This window comes from Acinetobacter sp. WC-743 (assembly GCF_000335555.1).
Taxonomy (GTDB): domain Bacteria; phylum Pseudomonadota; class Gammaproteobacteria; order Pseudomonadales; family Moraxellaceae; genus Acinetobacter; species Acinetobacter bereziniae.
Map to the genome: position 1 here is coordinate 1 of NZ_AMFQ01000011.1, position 22,112 is coordinate 22,112.

Annotated in this window: 20 protein-coding genes; 10 read left to right on the forward strand and 10 right to left on the reverse strand. The window is 38.7% G+C overall.

The annotated features are described in order from the left end of the window. Positions 1-44 precede the first annotated feature (44 nt). A protein-coding gene (locus ACINWC743_RS01445) for an IS3-like element ISAba21 family transposase (protein WP_085947548.1) occupies positions 45-1,210 on the reverse strand; the annotation gives its coding sequence in 2 pieces (ribosomal slippage) (positions 45-952 and positions 952-1,210; 1,167 coding nt in all). A gap of 80 nt (positions 1,211-1,290) precedes the next feature. Here ACINWC743_RS01445 and ACINWC743_RS24230 point away from each other — a divergent pair. Together ACINWC743_RS24230 and ACINWC743_RS01455 are read left to right on the forward strand one after the other, a co-directional pair. Continuing rightward, a complete protein-coding gene (locus ACINWC743_RS24230) occupies positions 1,291-1,446 on the forward strand; it encodes a hypothetical protein (RefSeq protein WP_009584097.1) in 156 nt (51 codons plus the stop codon). A gap of 15 nt (positions 1,447-1,461) precedes the next feature. Beyond that, positions 1,462-1,911: a hypothetical protein gene (locus tag ACINWC743_RS01455; protein ID WP_035300006.1), complete on the forward strand. Its 450-nt coding sequence runs from the start codon at positions 1,462-1,464 to the stop codon at positions 1,909-1,911. 172 nt (positions 1,912-2,083) lie between these two features. Here ACINWC743_RS01455 and benE read toward each other — a convergent pair whose 3' ends face one another. The 6 genes from benE to catA all read right to left on the reverse strand — a co-directional run bounded on the left by benE (position 2,084) and on the right by catA (position 8,194). Further along, on the reverse strand, positions 2,084-3,307 hold the full coding sequence (gene benE / locus ACINWC743_RS01460) for a benzoate/H(+) symporter BenE (protein WP_009584095.1): 1,224 nt from the start codon (positions 3,305-3,307) through the stop codon (positions 2,084-2,086). 59 nt (positions 3,308-3,366) lie between these two features. Beyond that, on the reverse strand, positions 3,367-4,152 hold the full coding sequence (locus tag ACINWC743_RS01465) for a 1,6-dihydroxycyclohexa-2,4-diene-1-carboxylate dehydrogenase (RefSeq protein ID WP_009584088.1): 786 nt from the start codon (positions 4,150-4,152) through the stop codon (positions 3,367-3,369). Between the two features lie 26 nt (positions 4,153-4,178). Beyond that, positions 4,179-5,195 (reverse strand): benzoate 1,2-dioxygenase electron transfer component BenC, encoded by a 1,017-nt coding sequence (benC, locus tag ACINWC743_RS01470; RefSeq protein ID WP_009584096.1) that lies wholly within the window; start codon positions 5,193-5,195, stop codon positions 4,179-4,181. 95 nt (positions 5,196-5,290) lie between these two features. Beyond that, positions 5,291-5,800 (reverse strand): benzoate 1,2-dioxygenase small subunit, encoded by a 510-nt coding sequence (gene benB, locus ACINWC743_RS01475; protein ID WP_009584099.1) that lies wholly within the window; start codon positions 5,798-5,800, stop codon positions 5,291-5,293. Further along, complete coding sequence (benA, locus tag ACINWC743_RS01480; RefSeq protein WP_009584083.1) at positions 5,797-7,197, reverse strand: benzoate 1,2-dioxygenase large subunit; 1,401 nt, start codon at positions 7,195-7,197, stop codon at positions 5,797-5,799. Before benA ends, benB begins: the two co-directional genes overlap by 4 nt. Before the next feature lie 76 nt (positions 7,198-7,273). Beyond that, a complete protein-coding gene (catA, locus tag ACINWC743_RS01485) occupies positions 7,274-8,194 on the reverse strand; it encodes a catechol 1,2-dioxygenase (RefSeq protein ID WP_009584114.1) in 921 nt (306 codons plus the stop codon). A gap of 280 nt (positions 8,195-8,474) precedes the next feature. On the opposite strand from catA, the gene ACINWC743_RS01490 reads away from it, so the two are divergent. The 3 genes from ACINWC743_RS01490 to ACINWC743_RS01500 all read left to right on the forward strand — a co-directional run bounded on the left by ACINWC743_RS01490 (position 8,475) and on the right by ACINWC743_RS01500 (position 12,951). Beyond that, positions 8,475-9,398, forward strand: a complete 924-nt coding sequence (locus tag ACINWC743_RS01490) for a LysR family transcriptional regulator (protein ID WP_009584104.1) — start codon at positions 8,475-8,477, stop codon at positions 9,396-9,398. A gap of 839 nt (positions 9,399-10,237) precedes the next feature. Then, entirely contained in the window at positions 10,238-11,602 is a 1,365-nt protein-coding gene (locus ACINWC743_RS01495) for an MFS transporter (protein ID WP_009584080.1), read from the forward strand. Between the two features lie 77 nt (positions 11,603-11,679). Next, a complete protein-coding gene (locus ACINWC743_RS01500; RefSeq protein WP_009584106.1) occupies positions 11,680-12,951 on the forward strand; it encodes a DcaP family trimeric outer membrane transporter in 1,272 nt (423 codons plus the stop codon). Positions 12,952-13,026: 75 nt separating this feature from the next. Here ACINWC743_RS01500 and ACINWC743_RS01505 read toward each other — a convergent pair whose 3' ends face one another. Beyond that, positions 13,027-13,938, reverse strand: a complete 912-nt coding sequence (locus tag ACINWC743_RS01505) for an alpha/beta fold hydrolase (RefSeq protein ID WP_004830554.1) — start codon at positions 13,936-13,938, stop codon at positions 13,027-13,029. Between the two features lie 8 nt (positions 13,939-13,946). Next, the gene (locus ACINWC743_RS01510) at positions 13,947-14,498 is read right to left on the reverse strand and encodes a PadR family transcriptional regulator (protein WP_004830555.1); all 552 of its coding nucleotides are present in this window, start codon (positions 14,496-14,498) and stop codon (positions 13,947-13,949) included. 165 nt (positions 14,499-14,663) lie between these two features. On the opposite strand from ACINWC743_RS01510, the gene ACINWC743_RS01515 reads away from it, so the two are divergent. From ACINWC743_RS01515 to ACINWC743_RS01525, 3 genes are all read left to right on the forward strand, one after another. Beyond that, positions 14,664-16,688, forward strand: coding sequence for an NADPH-dependent 2,4-dienoyl-CoA reductase (locus ACINWC743_RS01515; protein WP_009584087.1), 2,025 nt, complete (start codon positions 14,664-14,666; stop codon positions 16,686-16,688). Between the two features lie 88 nt (positions 16,689-16,776). Then, positions 16,777-17,187 (forward strand): nuclear transport factor 2 family protein, encoded by a 411-nt coding sequence (locus ACINWC743_RS01520; protein ID WP_035300011.1) that lies wholly within the window; start codon positions 16,777-16,779, stop codon positions 17,185-17,187. Positions 17,188-17,264: 77 nt separating this feature from the next. Next, a complete protein-coding gene (locus ACINWC743_RS01525) occupies positions 17,265-18,350 on the forward strand; it encodes a YheT family hydrolase (RefSeq protein WP_009584115.1) in 1,086 nt (361 codons plus the stop codon). 511 nt (positions 18,351-18,861) lie between these two features. Here the strand turns inward: ACINWC743_RS01525 and ACINWC743_RS01530 are convergent. Continuing rightward, a complete protein-coding gene (locus ACINWC743_RS01530) occupies positions 18,862-19,326 on the reverse strand; it encodes a hypothetical protein (protein ID WP_004830561.1) in 465 nt (154 codons plus the stop codon). Positions 19,327-19,555: 229 nt separating this feature from the next. On the opposite strand from ACINWC743_RS01530, the gene ACINWC743_RS01535 reads away from it, so the two are divergent. Next, positions 19,556-21,196 (forward strand): CTP synthase, encoded by a 1,641-nt coding sequence (locus ACINWC743_RS01535; RefSeq protein WP_004830562.1) that lies wholly within the window; start codon positions 19,556-19,558, stop codon positions 21,194-21,196. 27 nt (positions 21,197-21,223) lie between these two features. Next, entirely contained in the window at positions 21,224-22,081 is an 858-nt protein-coding gene (gene kdsA / locus ACINWC743_RS01540; RefSeq protein ID WP_004830563.1) for a 3-deoxy-8-phosphooctulonate synthase, read from the forward strand. The last annotated feature ends 31 nt before the right edge of the window (positions 22,082-22,112 follow it).

Consider the following 22,112-nt stretch of genomic DNA (forward strand, 5'->3'; position numbering starts at 1 on the left):
CTTGATATGTGCTGAATTAGCAGGAGACTTTCACTTGGGATATGCTAGGCAGCTAACCGATAAAAGTTCTCTGCTATTTGATTTGGCGTTTTAAAATCCAAACTCTTTTGAATTCTTCGCTGATTATAAAATAACACAATGTATTCTGTAATATCTGCTTTAGCTTCATCTCTGGTTTTATAGTTGCAATGATGCACTAATTCATTCTTGAGTATGCCCCAGAAACTTTCAATCGGTGCATTATCGTAACAGTCCCCACGTTTGCTCATTGAACCTTGAAAATCACATTTTTCCAGTATCTTTCGATATTCATGGCTGCAATATTGGCTGCCTCTGTCCGAATGAATAATTAAGCCTTTCGTTGGTTTTTGATTACGAATCGCCATAGTCAGTGCATTGCAAACAAGTTGTGCGGTCATACGCTCATTTAAGCTATAGCCAACCACTTGTTTCGTGTACAGGTCTTTTACTGCTGCCAAGTATAACCAACCTTCAGCAGTCCAAATGTATGTAATATCGCTTGACCATGCAAGATTGGGCTTAGTCATTGAAAACTGTTGCTCTAGTAAATTTGCGTAGATCGCTCGATTATGATCACTCTTCGTAGTTCTTTTGAAACGCTTATGACGCTTACAATACAGCTGGTTGAGCTTTTTTATTTGACGTACAGCATACGTACTGATTTTGATACCTTGCGCTTGTAAATGCTTAGTTAATCGAATATAGCCATAGCTTTGTTTAGTTTCCTCATGAGCTATTTTGACCAAAATTGTCTGTTGATTTCGCTGAACCAATCTTTTATTCATGCCTCGTTTTAGCCAATCATAAAATCGTGACACTGAAACGTGAAGTAATCTAGCCATAAAGCTAATCGGGAATAAATATCTTTGCTGTTTCATATAGGCGTACCTTACTGACTTTCTTTCGCAAAGTACGCTGCTGCCTTTTTTAGAAATTCACGTTCCATTTCAGCTGTTTTGAGCTGTTGTTTGAGCTTTTTATTTTCTTCGAGTAAGGCATTTAGATCAGGTGAATATTGTTTAGTGCCTGCTAAGGTGCCAGTCTTTGCTTTATTATTCCAATTTGAAAGAGTTTGCATTGAAATGCCAAGTTGTCTGGCTGTTTCCGATACATTGCCTTGATTGGCTTCAATCAATTTTATTGCTTCAACTTTAAATTCTGCGGTGTAAGTCTTCTGTTTCTTGCTCATGGTAAACTCCTGATGAGTGTCTATAGTTTACCAAGTTAAAACCTCCTGTTTTCTCAGCACACATCACAATAGGAGAAAGTTTGGGCTTGGTATGGGGTGGAATATTTAAAAAGAATGGAAAACCTAAACCAGACTATCCTCACTTCGAATTACATCCTAATGGTAAAACTTGGCGTATTTTAAAGCCACAGCTTTTGCAATTAGGGGTAAGTAATTATAAAAAAATAACTTTTTAAAAGGATGACTTTATTATGATTCTAAGAATTTGCATAGCCTTAGTGTTCTTTATAACTATAAATGTCAAGGCAAAAGAAAATTTACTTACTGGTGAAGAAATTAGTAAAAAGTATAAAGTAGTACAATCATTAAATATTCCTGCAAATTATGATAATGGTATGGTATTAACTATGTATGCACATATTTATAAAATTAATGTTACGCAATGTGTAATTGTTTCAAGGTTAGATAATGAATCTAATTTTGGAGGATATGAGAGTATAGTTTATTTTAAAAAAGGAATAATGTTGAGGAGTTCACAACAAGAATTTGCCTCTATTTTTTTAGATGATGATGCTAAAATTAAATCAGATCAAATAAAATACGGAAATTATTTAAATGGAAAAGAAGTACAAATAGGTTTAAAAGAAGATTTTATTGAATATAGAAAGAAATTTAATAAAAAGACTTTAGCAGTGTGTTAATTTTTTAATGTTAGGTTTTTTTTGAAATTTTTTAAAATATTGCGATAAAATTAAAAAAGCAATGAATAACTCAATACATAGAGTCCACAACAATACTTTATTTAAAAAATAATATAAAAACCCCATTTAATCAATGAGGTTTTATAACAAGGTTAAATGAATTTTTACTATACTAACTCGGTGTAGAGTCCTGAACTGGCATTGGAGTCTGAACTTTTGACTGCTTAGGCGTTAACAGTAAATGACTGATCATTCCAATACAAATACCCCAAAAAACCGAACTAAACCCTAAAAAGTGCATTCCAGAAACCGTTGCGAGAAATGTAATTAACGCGGCATCTCGCTGAGAATCATCTTTCATAGCAACACTCATATTGGTTGCAATTGCCCCTAACAATGCCAAGCCCGCAAGTGCTGCAATCAGTTCTTTTGGTAAAATACTAAAGAGCATGACTATGCTACCTGCGAATAAACCGCCCAGAATATAAAAAATACCATTGGCAATACCTGCAATATAACGTTTTTCTTTAAGCTCATGAGCATCTTTACCTGTACACAGTGCAGCTGTAATTGCAGCAAGTACAATGGTGATTCCACCTGTGAATGCAACTACAATCGAGGTGATGCTTGCGACAGTTAAAATAGGTTTGGCAGGAGTTTGATAACCACTCAGTTTTAAAATAGCCATACCGGGTAAAAACTGCCCAGTTAAGCTGACAATGGTGAGTGGAATCGCAAGGTTTAGTGTAGAAGACCATGTCCATTCAGGGTAAATCATATGTGGAATCGCAAGAGAAAAATCCATTGCAACAGGTTGGATTTGTCCTAGACTGAAACTCAGTACAACACCTGCAATCAGTACCCAGATAATGGCATAACGGGGAGAAAACCGTTTTGCCAATAAAAAACAAATCAGCATACCAAAGACAAGATAAGGCATATGATCCGTGGCTTTAAAAAGTCCCAGACCAAACTGAAAAAGAATGCCAGCCATCATACCGGCAGCCAGTCCTTGAGGAATCCAATTTAAAAGTTTATCAAAAGACCCAGTAATACCAATTAAAAAAATAATAACCGCTGAAGTGATATAAGCTGCAACGACTTCATTTAATGAAATATGCGGGAACAATGCCACAAGCAATGCTGTTCCAGGCGCAGACCATGCTGTAATAATTGGGGTTTTAAACTTAATGGATAAAATAATACCCGCAATCGCCGCGCCAATCGAACTTCCCCAAATCCATGATGCCATCATGGAAGAAGAAACGTTGGCTTGTTGGGCGGCTTGAAAAAAGATAATCATGGGTCCCGCATAAGAAATCAGTACAGCTAAGAACCCCGCGACTGTTGCGGAAATTGACCAATCTTGTTTAAGTGTTTTTAACAGGGTTGCCATTGGGCAAAGCCTCCATGCGATGAATTCAATGTTCCTGTTGCATAAAATGGGCGATCAGTTTATCCCTGATCACCACCACCGACAGGAACAATCGTACCTGTCATATATGAAGATTCATCTGATGCCAAAAATAAAATGGCATTAACCTGTTCTTGGATCGTGCCATATCGTCCCATAAACGTCCGATCTATGGTTTGCTCAACGACATCCTGCATCCATTTTTGTTCATTTTCAGTCAATGCTTCGCTATTGCGTGGTACTTTACGAGGTGGCGCTTCTGTTCCTCCAGTCGCTACAGCATTGACGCGTATTCCATCTTTAGCATGTTCAAAAGCGAGTCCAGTTGTTAAACCATTGACGCCACCTTTGGATGCAGAATAGGGTACACGATTGATACCACAAGTGGCGATCGAAGAAACATTGACGATCGTGCCATGTTGATTTTTAATCATCTCAGGTAAAACTGCACGACAACACCATAAAGTCGGAAACAATGAACGATTCACTTCTTTGATAATTTCCGCTTCAGAAAATTCCTGAAAAGGTTTCATCCAGATTGCACCACCGACATTATTGACCAAAATATCGACTCGTCCGTAGCATGTAATCGCTTTGCTGACGACGGATTCAGCACCTGCAAAAGTTTCTAGATCTGCATGAATGGTGACGCCTTTACCTCCAAACTGCATGATTTCTGCCAGTACTTCTTCGACATAAGCCGAACGATCTGCCATAACCACTTGCGCACCTTCGGCAGCCATTTGTAATGCTACACCACGTCCAATACCTTGAGCGGCACCGGTAACAATCACCACTTTATTTTCAAATCTTTGTCTATTTGACATTTGCTCAGCTCCAAAATCAGACAAATTTAATTGGCTGAGAATTTTTCAAATAAGAAATTTGCAGGTTGAATACCTTCTTGATCTAACCATGTGCGAACAGCTTCAACCATAGGTACAGGACCACAGAGATAAACGTCGACATCACCTTGATTTAACCAGTCATTTTCAATATGACCCGTCACATAACCTTTGCGTTCATGTGTCGATTCTGGATGGGCAACGACTGTTCGAAATTCAAACCACGGCAATTTGTCTTGGAGTTCATTGAGCTTATCTAATGCCACAAGATCAAAGTCATTGGTGACACCAAAAACCAAACGTACAGGCTGAGTTGAACCTTTTTCTTCTAGTACCTGCAACATGGATATAAAAGGAGCAATCCCCGTACCGCCAGCGAGCATAAGTACAGGGCGAACAACATTGCGAAGGTAAAAACTTCCAAACGGACCTGTAAACGTCATTTTATCGCCAGCTTTGGCATTGACACTCAAAAAATCACTCATTTTTCCATTGGGAACATTACGAACCACAAAGCCTGTTAAACGCTGTCCCGGTTTAGAGCTAAAAGAGTAGGAGCGTGTTTCATTGGTTCCTGGGATGGCAACGTTGACATATTGTCCTGCAAGGAAATGAATATCAGGCTGACCTTCATCCAATTGAATATCAAATGTAATGGTTGAATCGGACAGGTTTTCTACTCGTGACAGCGTACCTTGAAAGGCATGAATTTCAGTTTTGCATACTTCAGAAGAGGCTTGAATTTGAAAAACAGCATCCGAATTGGGTCTACATTGACAAGCTAAAATATAGCCTTGCTCAGCTTCTTCAGCTGTTAACGCATCTTCAATATAGCTTTCTTCAGGCATATCAAAAGTACCTGATTCACAAAAAGCACGACAGGTTCCACATGCACCATCACGACAGTCTAAAGGAATATTAATTTTTTGACGGTACGCTGCATCAGATAAAGTTTCACCTTGTGCAACAGATATAAAACGAGTTACGCCATCTTCAAATTGAAGTGCAACATTGTGGTTTGACATGGCTGGTGGTCCTATAAAAATCTTTAAACATTAGATTGCTGTTAGCCCAAATATGCTTGAGCTAGAGCGAATATCAGCTTATGGTGTCAACACAATTAGAGGTGATATATATCAATCACTTGATTGATGTAGTCATTTTTCAACACCACATATTTATTTAAAATCTGGGGTTGAGGACCTGAAAAGTCGATTTCGTAACGTGACATTCCAAAGTAGCTATAACTGGTTTTGTAGCGGAAACTTAAGGTATTCCAATTAAAACGAGCCGTGACTTTAAGCCCGTCAGCAGCAATAACTTCAATATTATTGATATTGTGACTGGTACGTGTATCGGGCATTGTTGCTGAAGAACGTTCAGTTTTGATACGGAAAACACGGTCTTCCAACCCTTGACGATCTGGATAGTAAATCAATGAAATTTCTGATTGCGGGTCTTCTGTAAGGCGATCATCATCATCCCAAGCAGGCATCCAAAATGATGCAGTCGGCGCATAACATGCCAACCATTGATCCCATTGTTCATCATCTAAAAAGCGAGCTTCACGGTAGAGAAATTGAGCAATATTATCTAAAGACACTTGTTCAATAGGTGCTGTTGCATTCATGCGATTTCTCCTTGCATGCACGTTTCTTGTTGAGCAAGTTGTTTTTCTGATTGGATGGCATGTTTCATCACCTCTAACCAGTATTGATGCTGTGCAAGATATAAACCTTCGTCTTCTGTTTTAATGCCACTGAGTTTTGGCTTTAAACCGATTTCATTGGCAGCATCGTCTGGACCTTGGATCCAATGCTTTGAACCTCGACACATATCATTCCATTCCAGTTCAATACCCGCATAACCTGCTTGGCAGGCACGGAACTCTTCGAGGTCGTCAGGAGTCGCCATACCCGATGCATTAAAGAAATCTTCATATTGGCGGATACGACGGGCACGTGCCTCTGGCGCTTCACCTACAGGTGCAATACAGTAAATCGTGACTTCAGTTTTATTGACTGAAATCGGGCGAAGTACACGTATTTGTGATCCGAATTGATCCATAAAATAAACATTCGGGTATAGACATAAATTACGAGAGCGTTCAATCATCCATTTCGACATGGGTGCGCCAAATTTTTCAGTATATTCTTCTGCTTTCGGATAGTTCGGACGATCTTCTGGATTTGCCCATTGGGTCCATAACAGCATGTGACCATGTTCAAAACCATAAGAGCCACCACCTTGTTTACCCCATGCACCTGCACTCATGGCACGGACATTATCGTTTTCCTGTTGCTTTTCTTTTCGTTGTTGAGTCGTTGCGGCATAGTTCCAATGTACTGCAGAGACATGATAACCATCTGCACCATTTTCAGCGGTAAGTTTCCAGTTACCATCATATGTATAAGTCGATGCGCCACGTAAAACCTCTAAACCTTGATCAGACTGATCTACAATCATGTCAATGATTTTGGTTGTTTCACCAAGGAATGAAACCAGACTAGGTACATCAGGGTTTAAACTTCCGAAAAGAAAACCTTTATAGCTTTCAAAACGCGCAACTTTTTTTAGATCATGAGACCCTTCTTGGTTAAAGCAGTCTGAATAACCTGCTTCACTTGGATCTTTCACTTTGAGTAATTTACCTGAGTTGTTAAATGTCCAACCGTGAAAAGGGCAAGTATAGGTCGCCTTATTGCCACGCTTATGACGGCACAACTGAGCGCCACGATGTGAACATGCATTGATCATTGCATTTAATTCACCATTGCGATTTCGTGCAATGATGATAGGTTGGCGACCAATATGGGTGGTGTAGTAATCATTATTGTTGGGGATTTGACTTTCATGTGCTAAATACACCCAATTACCTTCAAAAATATATTTCATTTCAAGATCAAATAGACTTTGATCTGTAAATACTGAGCGATGAAGTTTAAATTCACCTGTTTCAAAGTTATCAACCAAAAGCTCATCAATACGGTCAAGATGGCTGGTGTTTATCACTGGAATACGTGGCATGTTATTTCTCCGGCTTTCCAAATAAGATTACGAACTGAAATGTTGTGATTAAAAGCACTCGGTTCTATGCGTATGATTAAGCGCTTGCGCGTCGACGAATGACTTCAGTCGATGGGGCTTGGTCTTGTGTCTGAATCAGTTGAATATTGAATTCAATCTTTTTAAAGGCTTTGTTTAAACCATAACGGGCAATCTCTGCTTCATCGGTGATGTCTACAGCAGTAGCCACCAGACCTTCACGTGTAGCGAAAGCAAAGTCATCCCAAAGGTATTGATCACCTTCAATATTGAATTGGGTGGTCAGTTTTCGATAACCTGGTGCTGAGACAAAATAATGCACATGTGATGGACGATTGCCATGACGACCCAATTGATTTAAAAGTGCCTGAGTTGTCCCTTGAGGTGGGCATCCATAACCTACAGGCATTGTCGTTTGAGCGACGTATTTGCCATTGGCATCGGTCAAAATGGTGCGACGTAAGTTAAAATCAGCTTGAGATTTGTCAAAAAAAGAATAGGAACCTAAGCGATTGGCATGCCAAATTTCTACTTTAGCATTGGGAATGAGATTGCCGTGATGATCTGTAACTGTACCTTCAATCAATAAGGTATCAATCAGATCAACTTCAGAACCATCATCCATACGGGCGAAACCGATTGATTCTGGTGCGCCAGCAACATAAAGTGGACCTTCGATAGTACGTGGTGTTCCACCCGTAATGCCTGCTTTGGCATCGGCTTCATCAGCACGTAGATCTAAGAAATGCTCAAGTCCTAAACCTGCCGCCAATAGTCCAAGCTCATTGGCTTGACCTGCATCTGTAAAATATTCTAGTCCTTTCCATAGTTCAGTCTGGGAAATATCGAGATCATCGATGGCTTGAAAAAGATCAGCGACTAAGCGAACCACAATTTGTTGAATACGAGGATTAACATTAGCTGTTGCTGTATCAATATTCATTTGCTTGACTAAAGCATCGATTTCTTGACGATTCATACTAAGCTCCTTAAGTATGAGTGGTTTGGCATCGCATGCTGAATAAAATTTGCTTGCAACTTTGCTGCCCACTTTCCATGTTGTTGGCAACAAGACTTCTTGCTTAAACTGGTTTGAAAATTCATTTGGCTAACAGAATGTCATTCTTGGGTTGGCTTTGAATCACTTAAATTTTCAGTCTTGCTTTGCATCTTGCTTTTGATATACCTTAAAAGAATGAATGATCGCTGTCTAAGATCAAATTTGCATTTTTTTATATCTTAAAGGTATGGAGTTTGAGATGGAACTCAGGCATTTACGCTATTTTGTTGCTGTTGTAGAAGAACAGAGTTTTACCAAAGCGGCTGAAAAGCTTTATATTGCTCAACCCCCGTTGAGCAGACAGATTCAAAATCTTGAAAGTGAATTGGGTATCTCACTTTTTGAACGAGGAAGCCGTCCATTAAAAACCACTGAAGCGGGGCAATTTTTTTATCAACACGCCGTTAAACTTTTGTCTAATGCAGAAGAAGTCAAGTCGATGACCAAACGGATTGGTTTGATCGAAAAAACAGTCACCATGGGTTTTGTTGGCTCACTTTTGTACGGTTTGCTCCCTAAAATTGTTTATATGTTTCGACAACAGCAACCTCATTTAAAAATTGAATTGGTTGAAATGAGTACCAAAGATCAAATTCAAGCGCTAAAAGAGGGGCGTATTGATGTTGGATTTGGGCGTCTTAGGATTTCTGATCCCGCAGTTCGACGAGTTTTATTACGAGAAGAACCATTAATGTTGGCTGTTCATATTAGCCATCCTTTGGCTGATTCAAAAGGAACTTATTTTGCAGATATTGAAGATGAGAATTTATTTCTATACCCAAGCCATCCGAAGCCCAACTTTTCAACACAGGTTCGTCATCTTTTCTCTGAACATGGTCTAGATCCTAAAAATCTCAAGGAGGTCCGTGAGATTCAATTGGCTTTGGGGCTAGTTGCAGCAGGAGAAGGCGTATGTGTTGTACCTGAAAGTGCAAAAACCATTCAATTGCCAAATCTAATCTATATCCCCATGTTGGACAGCTCTGCAAAAAGCCCTATCTTTATGGCGATTCGTTGTATGGATGAAAGCGAAGATATTCGATCTTTGTTCGATTGTATTTATCAAGTTTATGATTTGGAAGGTTTTCAATATGATCGTGCAAGCTTTAGCACAATATATTAGAAGCAGTAACACATCATAAATAGTAGGCGTTATGGGCTAAAATTAAGTATGTATAGTCAATCTGTTGAAAAATTCATACAGTAGAATATCATTTCTGTTGATCAATAAAATTAAAGCGATCAATATATTGTTTGATGATATAAAGCTTGCATTGCCACGCTTTAGCTCTAAAGTTTAAATTGTTTTGCGTAGGCTATACTCTACTTTTCAGAGATGAAAAGTAACAAAAATCTTCCGTTGAGCGAGGGGTACATCCTAATACCCCCGCTCAACATGGCGACATCCATGTCGCCTCGTGATAGCAAGACTGTTTATGATTCAAAAGTATAAAATAAAAGAATCATCCAAATCACTTGTATGAATAATCAAGCGGTTTGACTATAGATTTATTGCCATGAAACAAGCATGAGATCAGATACCTTATTTAAAAGCTCATCATGCAGACTGACAATTGGGTTTCTTTATTTATATTATTTTAATCACATGCATCGTCAAAAATATAATGGCAATGATTAAGGGTATTTAATTCTTTTAATTATAACATCCAATGTGGTTGATATATTACGTGAAAAGTAATGTATTTAAAAATCAGAATAAGTAGTTTGCTTTGCTTAATAAATCTAGAAACAGCCATTTAAAAGTTAAAATAAAAAATAAATGAGCAAAAATATAAGGCTGAATTATTTTATTCAAGCTTTTTAATCTATTGTTTATTCAAATAAAAATATTAAACCGACTTTTTAGGTATGGATATATATGTAATCGGTTTTGGACAAAAAATAGCGCTTACTCCATTGTCTGAGAAAACTTAGATGACGTTTCTCAGCAGGAGGCTGAATATGCAATTAAATATCAATCGGATTGTCGATGATGCAAAATTTACTCCATTCCATTGGGGAGTTTTATTGTGGTGTTTATCTATCATTATTTTTGACGGTTATGATTTAGTCATTTATGGCGTAGCTTTACCATTGTTGATGCAAGAGTGGGGGCTTACCGCTGTTCAAGCGGGAATGCTTGCCAGTACAGCACTATTTGGCATGATGTTTGGTGCGATGAGTTTTGGGACTTTGTCGGATAAATTAGGTCGTAAAAAAACCATTATGATTTGTGTGGCGATTTTCAGTGGATTTACTTTTTTAGGTGCTTTTGCATCAACACCAATTGAATTTGGGATTTTACGATTCTTAGCAGGTCTTGGAATTGGTGGGGTGATGCCAAATGTGGTGGCATTGATGACTGAATATGCACCTAAACGTATTCGCAGCACATTGGTTGCAGTGATGTTTAGTGGATATGCGATTGGTGGCATGGCTTCAGCATTATTGGGTGCGTGGTTGGTGGTTGATTATGGCTGGAAAATTATGTTCTACATCGCCATCATTCCTTTTTTAGCGCTCCCTTTGATTTGGAAATTTTTACCTGAGTCTTTGATGTATTTGACTCAACAAAAAAAAACTGACCAAGTCCGTGAGATTGTGCAAAAAATTGCCCCGCAACAAGATTTAACAGCATCCACTCAGTTTGTGCTAAATGAAGTCACTGCTGAGGATCAAGCACCATTACGTGCGCTATTTCAACAAGGACGTACTTTTAGCACCTTCATGTTTTGGATTGCATTTTTCATGTGTTTATTGATGGTTTATGCATTGGGCAGTTGGTTACCAAAGCTGATGATTCAGGCAGGTTATTCATTGGGTGCAAGTATGATTTTCTTATTTGCACTCAATATTGGCGGAATGGTCGGTGCAATTGGTGGTGGTGCATTGGCAGATAAATTTCACATTAAACCTGTATTAACGATCATGTTTGCTGTTGGTGCTATGGCACTCATTTTGCTCGGTTTTAAAAGCCCACAGGCTGTACTTTATACACTTATTGCGATAGCAGGTGCAGCAACAATCGGCTCGCAAATCTTACTTTATACCTTTGTTGCTCAATTTTATCCTGCGGCTGTTCGTTCCACAGGTATGGGATGGGCGTCTGGTATTGGACGTATCGGTGCAATTGTAGGTCCAGTCCTCACTGGCGCACTGCTCACGTTTGAACTTCCTCATCAAATGAATTTTCTTGTGATTGCAATTCCAGGTGTGATTGCTGCAATTGCAATATTTTTAGTCAACTTAAAGGCTTCTGTCGAAAAAAATACAGTGCTTTCAGCAACGTCACCGCAACAAAATATTGTTGGCAATACTACAAATTAATCGATTTTTCAGCCTGAATCACGGAGATTAAGGCTGGTTCAAAATAATCAATCGTAGAGAATAGGATGCTTTCTACAATGAAAAAATTTAACTACAACGTCATTTTAGTTTCAATCGGTTTATTTAGTCTAAATATGGCTCATGCAGATTCACTTTCTGAAGTTGAACAATTAAGGAGTGAAGTCAAACAGTTGCGTGAAATGATTGAGCAGCATCAGAAACAGCAAAATCAAGCTATTCAACTGATACAAAATCAGCCACAGGCTAATCCGATAACAGCGACAAATTCATCAACATCATCCTGGTTAATACGTTCTAAAGCAGGCGCTGAAATGAGTCTATACGGCAATGTCCGTGCAGACTTGTTATATCAGTCAGAAGGAGGAAGTGCTGAGCGGCTTTATAATCAAATCAATACCGTTCCACTGAAAGGTAATAACGAAAGTAGTGATGTACTAAAATCAACCCTAGCAGCAACGCGCATAGGCTTAGATTTTAAAACCGCAGATCAGGATATAAATGCGAAAATAGAGGTTGATTTCTTGGGAGCAAATGATGCATTGAGGATTCGACATGCCTATTTTAATTATGGTTCATGGTTGGTTGGTCAAACTTGGTCAAATTTCGCAGTTCCAGATTATATGCCAGAAACGATTGATGCTTTGGGCTATGTTGGCGGGGCAGTAAAGCGTGATGCACAAGTCCGTTATACGCATAAATTTAATGCAGAAACTCAACTTGTCAGTGCTGTGGAGGATTCAAAAGATGCACTATCCAGTATGCGCTTGCCAGTATTTTCTACACGCCTGAATCATAGCTTTGCAGATCGTGCGGGGACTATGAGTTTAAGGGCAATGATGAGTCAAAAGCGGACTACAACCGATGATGAATTGGCATGGGGTGTGGGTGTCGGGGCAAAATATGAACTGAGTACAAAGACCACATTAAAAGCAGATTATTATCATGTGAAAGGAGACTCTAGTTTGGTGTCATGGACCAATGCTGGTTTTTCTGTGGATGCCAACAAAAAAATCATGGCATTAAATGAATTTGACTCTATCACTCTGGGTGTGACCCAACAGTTTAATCCACAATGGCGTTCGACTTTGGGCTATGGTTATATGAAAGCAGATGAAAATCAGAAATATATTCAATATTTGAGTGATCCGACAAAAGCCAATAAGCATGTATGGCAGGCTTGGGCAAATGTATTTTATAGCCCAAAAAAACCATTAAGCTTTGGATTGGAATATGTCTATGGTGAGCGTAAGGCTTTTGCTGCTGGTGCAAATGGACAAGATACAGGCGAAGATAATCGTTTTAATGCAGTGGCAATGTATAATTTTTAAAGCAAGATTTTAAAGACTGAGTTTTAAAATCCTCGTTTAATTGGCTTTAAACGAGGATTTTTTTATAAATATCGCTTATGCAGACTGTTTTAGAAAAGAGCGAATTTCTTGACTAAACTTGACAGGTTCAGTGATAAGAGGAGTATGTCCGGACCGTTTAAATATAATATTTTTGGCATTGATCAAACTATTGGAAACTTGCATTTGTCCTTCAGCTGGATACAGTGAAGACTTTTCACCAATAAAGAAGGTCGTAGGGCAAGCCAATTGAGCAATGGCATCACGATAATCTTCATCATGATTGAGATAATTGTCGATATACCACGTTAAATAGTCCATGCGGCGGATAGGCAATAAGTGTTTTTGGAGTTGTGGATGTTTTAAGGCTAAATTAAACATAAATGGACTTAATTTATTACTGCCTTGAATCTTAATGAAATTCAACCAAATTTGAATCAGTTCTGTTCTTGGCTCAATCGGCAATTCATCGACAAAACGATACTGAGAATACTGATGTAAAAAGTCAGAAAAATCTTTGAGTAAGCGCTTTATTTTAAAATATTTTTTGCCAAATAAGCCAAACTCCCAAGTATCGTCTGTTGGAATTTTAGGGGTTTGATCGATATGTAAATAAGCTTTTAATTTGCCAGCTAAATTCCCATACTGCATACCATGCATGGCTGTGGTTGCGCCCATGGAATAACCCATGAGAATAAAATTATCTAAATTCAGTTGATCAATTAAGCTGTCAAGGTCACGCCAGTGATTTGATATTGCATCTATATCTTGTGGTATATTACACGTCTTCGAGCCACCAAAACCACGCCAGTCGGGGATATAAAATTTGTATTGTTTAATATTGGGTAATAAAAAGGGTAACCACTGCCAGCTATGCATGCCTAAACCAGACAAAACAACAACAGGTTCGCCTTGACCAATTTCACGGACAAATAATTTCTCGCCATCAGGCATTGTATAGTGTGGCATGCATATTCCTACGGATTGTCTTTATTCTCAAATGCTTTTAGTCGTGGAATCACTTCATTGAGCCAGTTGATCCAGCCATTTTCCAAGTCTATTCCCAATTGTAAAATCATTTTATGGATATATAAAGTACGATCAAGTGTCTCTGTGTGTTCAAAATCTTTGGAAAAAATTTGAAGATAGAGTTTTAAATTTTCTTGATGCAATTTTAAATGACGTTCTAATTCAGGTAAAACAGTATTTCCACCAAATTGTGCTTCAGCACGTAAGCGCACCATAAGCTCTTCACGAAGTTGAGCAGGCTGTCCTTGCTTAACCATCCAGTCAGCCAACTCGACACGCCCAAGTTGTTCAACCTGATAGGTTTTTTTACGACCTTGATCCGCCTGATCTTCTAAAGTCGAAATCCAGCCTTTTTTTTGCATGCCGTTGAGTTCACGGTATATTTGCTGATGGGTCGCATTCCAAAAGAATCCCATGGATCGGTCAAAGCGTCGAGCCAACTCAAAACCTGTGCTTGGTTTTTCGATCAGACTGGTCAATAAAACATGGGCTAATGACATTGTGTAATATTAGGTCAATAAAATGAATATAAAGTCATTATGCAACATGTTGCATAAAAATCAAATCTCGATTATAAATACCCAAACTATGCAACTTGTTGCATTAAAAAATATTAGACTTTTTCATCAGATTGATAGCTAGCGAATGCACGCCAAGGAGTTTACATGTCTAATTATCCGCATCTACTTGCGCCTTTAGATTTAGGCTTTACCACATTAAAGAATAGAGTGTTGATGGGTTCTATGCACGTTGGACTGGAAGAAGTTCAAGGTGGATATGAGCGTATGGCTGCATTTTATGCAGAACGTGCTGCAGGTGGTGTAGGACTGATTGTTACAGGTGGTATTTCACCCAATGATCATGGTGTAACATTTTTTGGTGGTTCAAAATTAGATCATTTAGAAGAAGCAGAAAAACATAAAGTCATTACTCAAGCAGTTCATGATGCTGGAGGTAAAATTGCACTACAAATTTTACATACTGGACGTTATTCTTATCAGCCTGAAAACGTTGCACCTTCAGCGATTCAAGCGCCAATTAATCCAACCAAGCCACATGCACTAACGTCAGCAGAAGTTCATCAAACGATTGCAGACTTTGCCAATTGTGCCCGATTGTCACAAATTGCAGGCTATGACGGTGTAGAAATTATGGGATCAGAAGGTTATCTGATCAACGAGTTTATTGCTGCAAGAACTAATCACCGTGATGATGAGTGGGGTGGCAGTTATGAAAACCGTATCCGTTTTCCAATTGAAATCGTAAGAAGAACACGCCAAGAGGTAGGTGAAAACTTTATTATTATTTATCGCTTGTCTATGTTGGACTTGGTTGAAGGTGGTTCTACGCTCGAAGAAGTCATTCACTTGGCGAAAGAAATTGAAAAAGCTGGTGCAACGATTATCAATACTGGAATCGGTTGGCATGAAGCACGAATCCCGACGATTGCGACCAAAGTACCTCGTGCAGCGTTTACTTGGGTGACTAAAAAATTAAAAGGTTCTGTTAAAGTACCTTTAATCACATCGAACCGTATCAATACCCCAGAAATGGCAGAGCATGTCTTGGCTCAAGGCGATGCTGATATGATTTCTATGGCGCGTCCGATGCTTGCAGATTCTCATTTTGTGCAAAAGGCTGAACAAGGTCGTGCAGATGAAATTAATACTTGCATTGGTTGTAATCAGGCGTGCCTAGATCATATTTTTTCCATGAAAATTGCTACATGTTTAGTCAATCCACGTGCTTGCTATGAAACTGAACTGATTTTTAAACAATCCGATGTTATTAAAAATATCGCCGTGATTGGTGCAGGACCTGCTGGTTTAAGCTTTGCAACGTATGCCGCAGATCGTGGACATAAAGTTACCGTTTTTGAAGCATCTAATCAGATTGGTGGTCAGTTCAACATTGCCAAAACCATTCCAGGTAAAGAAGAGTTCTATGAAACCTTACGTTATTTCAAACGTAAAATTGAATTACAACCCAACATTAAACTGGTACTCAACCATACTGCGACATATGAAGAATTGAATGCTGCAAAGTTTGATGAAATTGTTGTGGCTACAGGTGTGACACCACGCCATCTAAATATTGAAGGCATTGATCATCCGAAAGTATTGTCCTATATCGAGGTTTTACGTGATCGTAAGCCTGTTGGCAAAAAAGTCGCAATCATCGGCGCAGGCGGTATTGGCTTTGATACCGCTGAGTACCTTTCACATGAAGGTGAGAGTGGCAGTTTAAATCCTCAGAAATTCTATGATGAATGGGGGATTGACACATCTTATGCGCATGTTGGTGGGTTAAAGCAGCCAGAAGTTGAGCAATCGCCTCGTGAAATCTATTTACTGCAACGTAAAACCAATTCTGTGGGTGCAGGTTTAGGTAAGACAACTGGATGGATTCATCGTACAGGTCTTAAACATCGTCATGTCAATATGATCCCAGGTGCAACTTATGACAAGATCGATGATCAAGGCTTGCATATTACCGTTGGTGACAAGGTCATGATTTTAGATGTTGATCATGTGGTGATTTGTGCTGGACAAGAGCCATTTACTGCGATGTTTGATCAACTTCAAGCGGAAGGAAAATCAGTTCATTTAATTGGTGGCGCGAAGGAAGCGGGAGAATTGGACGCTAAACGTGCGATTCGTCAAGGCGCAGAATTAGCAGCAGTGATTTAATCCAATTTAAAAACTTAATCAAAATCCTCTCTTTGTTGAATTGTCTTTAAGATTTTTATTAGGGAGGATTCTATTCAGGATGGAAGAAATGAGTTTTACACAAAGCAAATCTACAATACAAAAATGGCATCAGATGCTAGAAAACCGTGATATGAGTATTTTAAATGAACTGCTTGCGGATGATGTGGTTTTTCGCTCGCCAGTGGCTTATCACCCATATGAAGGGAAGCAAGTTGTTTTTTTTATTTTAAGCAATGTGATCCAAATTTTTGAAAATTTTACCTATCATCGAGAGTTTTATACAGGCGATGAGCAGAGTGTAGTGTTAGAGTTTTCAGCCAACGTCGCTGATAAAAAGTTAAAAGGGATTGATATGATTCGTTTTAATGAGGCTGGAAAAATTGTAGATTTTGAAGTGATGATTCGCCCGAAAAGTGGATTGGAAGCTTTGGCTGCCCAAATGGGGCAACGAATGGCTGCCTTTATACCCAAAGCATAATGGTATAAATAAATAGTGGGAGCGTTGACCCCCATATTTAAAGTATGATTATCATAAATAAAAAGTTGAGGTGGAAAATGTCTGTACTCCATAAGTTTACCGAGATTACCCAAAGTTTATTAGATCAAGTGACTGGCGCTGAATTGCCAAAGTTGTATTTTAATCAGCAAGGTGCAATGTCTGAGATCTTAGATAAACTACCTCAATTACAAGACAAATATCGTCCTACACCGTGGTTGACCAATACACACGCACATCTTTTATATTTTGATTTAATTAAAAAAAAGACAGTTAAGTTGCAATATGATCGGATTGATCAAATCACTATGCAAGATGGAGGCATTACTGCTATTGCATGGTATGGTTATGATCTACCTGAAGAGACACCGACCATTGTGATCATGCATACCATTACTGGAACGCCAGAAAGTATGCGTGAATTAGTTAAAGATTTACATGAGTATACGGGTTGGCGTATTGCACTATGTTTACGTCGTGGGCATGCAGGTTTGCCAATGCCTGTTCCATTGATGTCAATTTTTGGTTCAACATCCGATCTAAAAGAGCAATTGAGCTATATACAGGATTTATTTTCACAGACTGAATTGTTTGCGGTGGGATCATCTGCAGGTACTGGATTATTGGTACGCTATTTGGGTGAGCAAGGTCTAGACACACCATTTAAAGCAGCATTTGCAATGTGCCCAGGCTACGATACTGAAATTGGTTTTGAAAATGTACATCCTTTTTATACCAAGGTGATGACCAAAAAATTGTTTAAAGCATTTATCACGCCTTATACACAAACGTGGACACCAGTACATTCAGTACAAAATGTATTGAGAACCAAAACATTACAAGAGTTTCAAACTGAATATTTTGAAATGGCTGGTTTTTCAGATTATGAAAGTTATTCAAAAGCCACCAATCCTATTTATGTTTTTGAAAATGTTAAAATTCCACTGATGATTCTGAATGCAGAAGATGACCCGGTGTGCTCAATTAAAAACTTGGAACCTTATAAGGAAACCATTCAGAATATGGATAACGTGGTGGTGGTGACGACCAAAAAGGGCAGTCATTGTGGTTTTTATGAGGGCTTGAATACCAAATCTTGGGCTTCACGTTTAATGGCGGACTTTCTAAAACAGTATTCAGTATAGTCAATCTGTTGAAAAAACCATACTGTAAAATATCGTTTCTCTTAATCACTAAAATGAATGTGATCAATATATTGTTTGATGATCTAAAGCTTGCACTGCCACGTTTTACATCTAAAGTTTAAATTTTTTTTGCGCATGCGATGACTCACTTTTCAGACATGAAAAGTGACAAAAAACTTTCGTCTAATAGGGTTCTTGCGCTACAAACAAAGCAGTGCTTTGTTTTTGCTCATATACCCCCGCTCAACATGGCGACATCCATGTCGCCTCACGATAGCACGACCACCTATGATTCAAAAGGGCAAAATAAATGAATCATTAAAATCTTATAAAAAGAATAAATTTTATTTAATATCAGTAGTATATAAATATTACTTGTGTGAATAATTAGGCGGTTTTACTATATCTTAGTATTATATTTGTTATGAAGATTATAAGTAGCAAAAAAAACCAGTCATGAATGACTGGTTTTTTTTGCTTAAAAACTATTTCTTTGTTGAAAAATAAGCTTTTAGTTTTTCAATGCAGGTGTAGCTGCAGCGATTGCAGCAGCAACTGCGTCATCTTCAGATTGAGCAGTGCCAGAGTTTGCTTTCGGAGCAGTCTGGGTCTTTGGTGCAGTTTGAGCTGTTTCAGTCTTCACTGACTCTGCTTTTGCAGGTTTAGCTTCTGTTGCAGCAGGTTTGTTTTCAGCAGCCTGTGTTGTTGCAAGCGCTTCATGCGTTGGTTCACGACGAATTTCTGTTGTTGTATTCGCTGTTTCAGTACGTTCAACTTCTACATGCGCAGGAATTTCGACTTGTTGAGTATTTTGTTCAGCACTCGGTAAGCTTTCAAATTGAGCTGGTTCAGATGCCGCTGTTTGAGCAGTTTCAACTTTCTCTTGCTCAGTCTCTTTCGGCTCTTCTTTTTTTACACAAGCAGATACAAGTAGTGCTGTCGCAATTGCGCCACAAATTAAAAATTTCTTATTCATAATTACTCAAAACAAAACAGATTAAAGAGATGTTAACTAGTATAACAGCAAAATGATATTTAAAAATCACCTTATCAAGTGCTAAATTTTTATTGGAAATGCTGATAGAATAGCCAATTGTTTATTGTTCTATGAATTGATGTGAATTGACTTTGCTTTCTTGGTACAAGGTAAAGTAAAATCGCACAACATTGTAGGCCAATTTAGGCTCCATTGTACGAGAAACTTGATGACCCATTTTATATTCGTCACTGGTGGTGTTGTATCATCACTAGGTAAAGGTATTTCAGCTGCTTCAGTTGCTGCACTTTTAGAAGCCCGTGGTTTAAAAGTAACCATGGTCAAAATGGATCCATACATTAATGTCGATCCTGGGACGATGAGCCCATTCCAGCACGGTGAAGTATTTGTCACAGAAGATGGTGCTGAAACTGATTTAGATTTGGGTTATTACGAACGTTTCTTACGTCGTGCCAAAATGACCAAATTGAATAACTTTACGTCTGGTCGTGTATATCAAGATGTTTTGAATAAAGAACGTCGTGGTGATTATCTCGGTGGTACAGTCCAAGTTATTCCTCATATTACGGATAATATTAAAGAGCGTGTACTTCGTGCAGGCGAAGGTTATGACGTTGCTATCGTTGAAATCGGTGGTACAGTCGGTGACATTGAATCCCTCCCATTCATGGAATCTGTACGTCAGTTGATGGTTGAGCTTGGTCATAAACGTACCATGTTAATGCATTTGACTTTATTACCTTATATCAAGTCTGCTGCTGAACTTAAAACTAAGCCAACTCAACATTCAGTGAAAGAGTTATTGTCGATTGGTATTCAGCCTGACATTTTGATTTGTCGTACTGAGCATGATGTTGATGCCGATACCACACGTAAAATTGCACTCTTTACCAATGTTGAAGCGCGTGCGGTTGTGGTCTGTAAAGATGCACGTTCGATTTATCAAATTCCACGTACATTCTACGAACAAAATGTTGATGATTTAATCTGTGAACGTTTTGGTTATATCAACTTGCCAGAAGCAGATCTTGCAGACTGGGATCACGTTGTAGAAGCTTTACTTAATCCTGAATACACCATCCGTGTTGCAATGGTCGGTAAATACGTTGAATTGCCAGATGCTTATAAATCTGTCAATGAAGCACTTTTACATGCTGGTATTCAAAATCGCGTTAAAGTTCAAATTGATTATATCAATGCAGAAGAATTGGAAAGCCAAAATCCTGCTGAAATCTTAAAAGATGTCGATGCGATCTTGGTACCTGGTGGCTTTGGTGAGCGTGGTACTGAAGGCAAAATGCAAGCCATTCAATACGCACGTGAAAACAAAGTACCATTTTTGGGTATTTGCTTGGGTATGCAATTGGCTGTGATTGAGTTTGCTCGTCATGTTGCAGGTATGCCAGAAGCAACGTCTACAGAATTTAATCGTTCAACAAAATTCCCATTGATTGGTTTAATCACTGAATGGTTAGACGAACGTGGTGAAATTCAGCATCGTAGCACTGAGTCAAATCTGGGTGGAACAATGCGTTTAGGTGCACAAACATCCGAGTTGGTTGAAGGCACTAAAACACGTGAAGTGTATGCGAAAGCAGAAATTACTGAACGCCATCGCCATCGCTATGAAATGAACGATCGTTTCATTCCTGCAATTGAACAAGCAGGTATGAAAATTTCAGGCTATTCAACTGCGCAACATCTTGTTGAAACAGTAGAAATTCCTGACCATCCTTGGTTTATTGCTGTACAATTCCATCCAGAATTTACAAGTTCACCACGTGATGGGCATCCATTATTTGCTAGTTTTATCGATGCCGCAAAAAAGCAGCACCAAAACAGTAAGTAAGTGTGTAAAACAAACTAGGAAGTTTAAATGTCACAATTAAAACCACAAGAAATTGTACGTTTAGGCGATATACAAATGGCAAATCACTTGCCATTTGTACTATTCGGCGGAATGAACGTACTTGAGTCGAAAGACTTGGCTTTTGAAATTGCAGAGACTTATGTCGATATTTGTACCCGCTTAAATATCCCTTATGTATTTAAAGCCAGTTTTGATAAAGCCAATCGCTCAAGCTTACATTCATTCCGTGGTCCAGGTTTGGAAAAGGGAATTGAATGGTTAGCCGACATTAAAAAACATTTTAATGTGCCGATTATTACAGATGTTCACGAACCTTACCAAGCTGCACCTGTCGCTGAAGTGGCAGATATCATTCAGCTTCCTGCATTTTTGAGTCGTCAGACAGATTTGGTTGAAGCAATGGCGAAAACACAAGCCATTATCAATATCAAAAAAGCACAATTCCTTTCTCCGCGTGAAATGAGCCATATTCTCAATAAGTGTTTAGAAGCTGGTAATGACAAACTCATTCTGTGTGAGCGTGGTACATCATTTGGCTACAATAACTTGGTTGTTGATATGCTTGGTTTTGATACCATGAAAGAAATGAATGTTCCTGTATTTTTTGATGTCACCCATGCCTTACAAACACCAGGCGGTCGTGCAGATTCAGCGGGTGGACGCCGTGCGCAAATCACTACATTGGCGCGAGCAGGTATGGCAACAGGTTTGGCTGGGTTGTTCTTAGAAGCACATCCAGATCCTGAAAAAGCAAAATGTGATGGACCTTGTGCATTGCGTATGTCTCAACTTGAGCCATTCTTAGCACAATTAAAAGAATTGGATACCTTAGTTAAAGGTTTCAAAAAGTTAGATACTCATTGATGCCCTTAAACAGCATCTTATTTTTAATCAA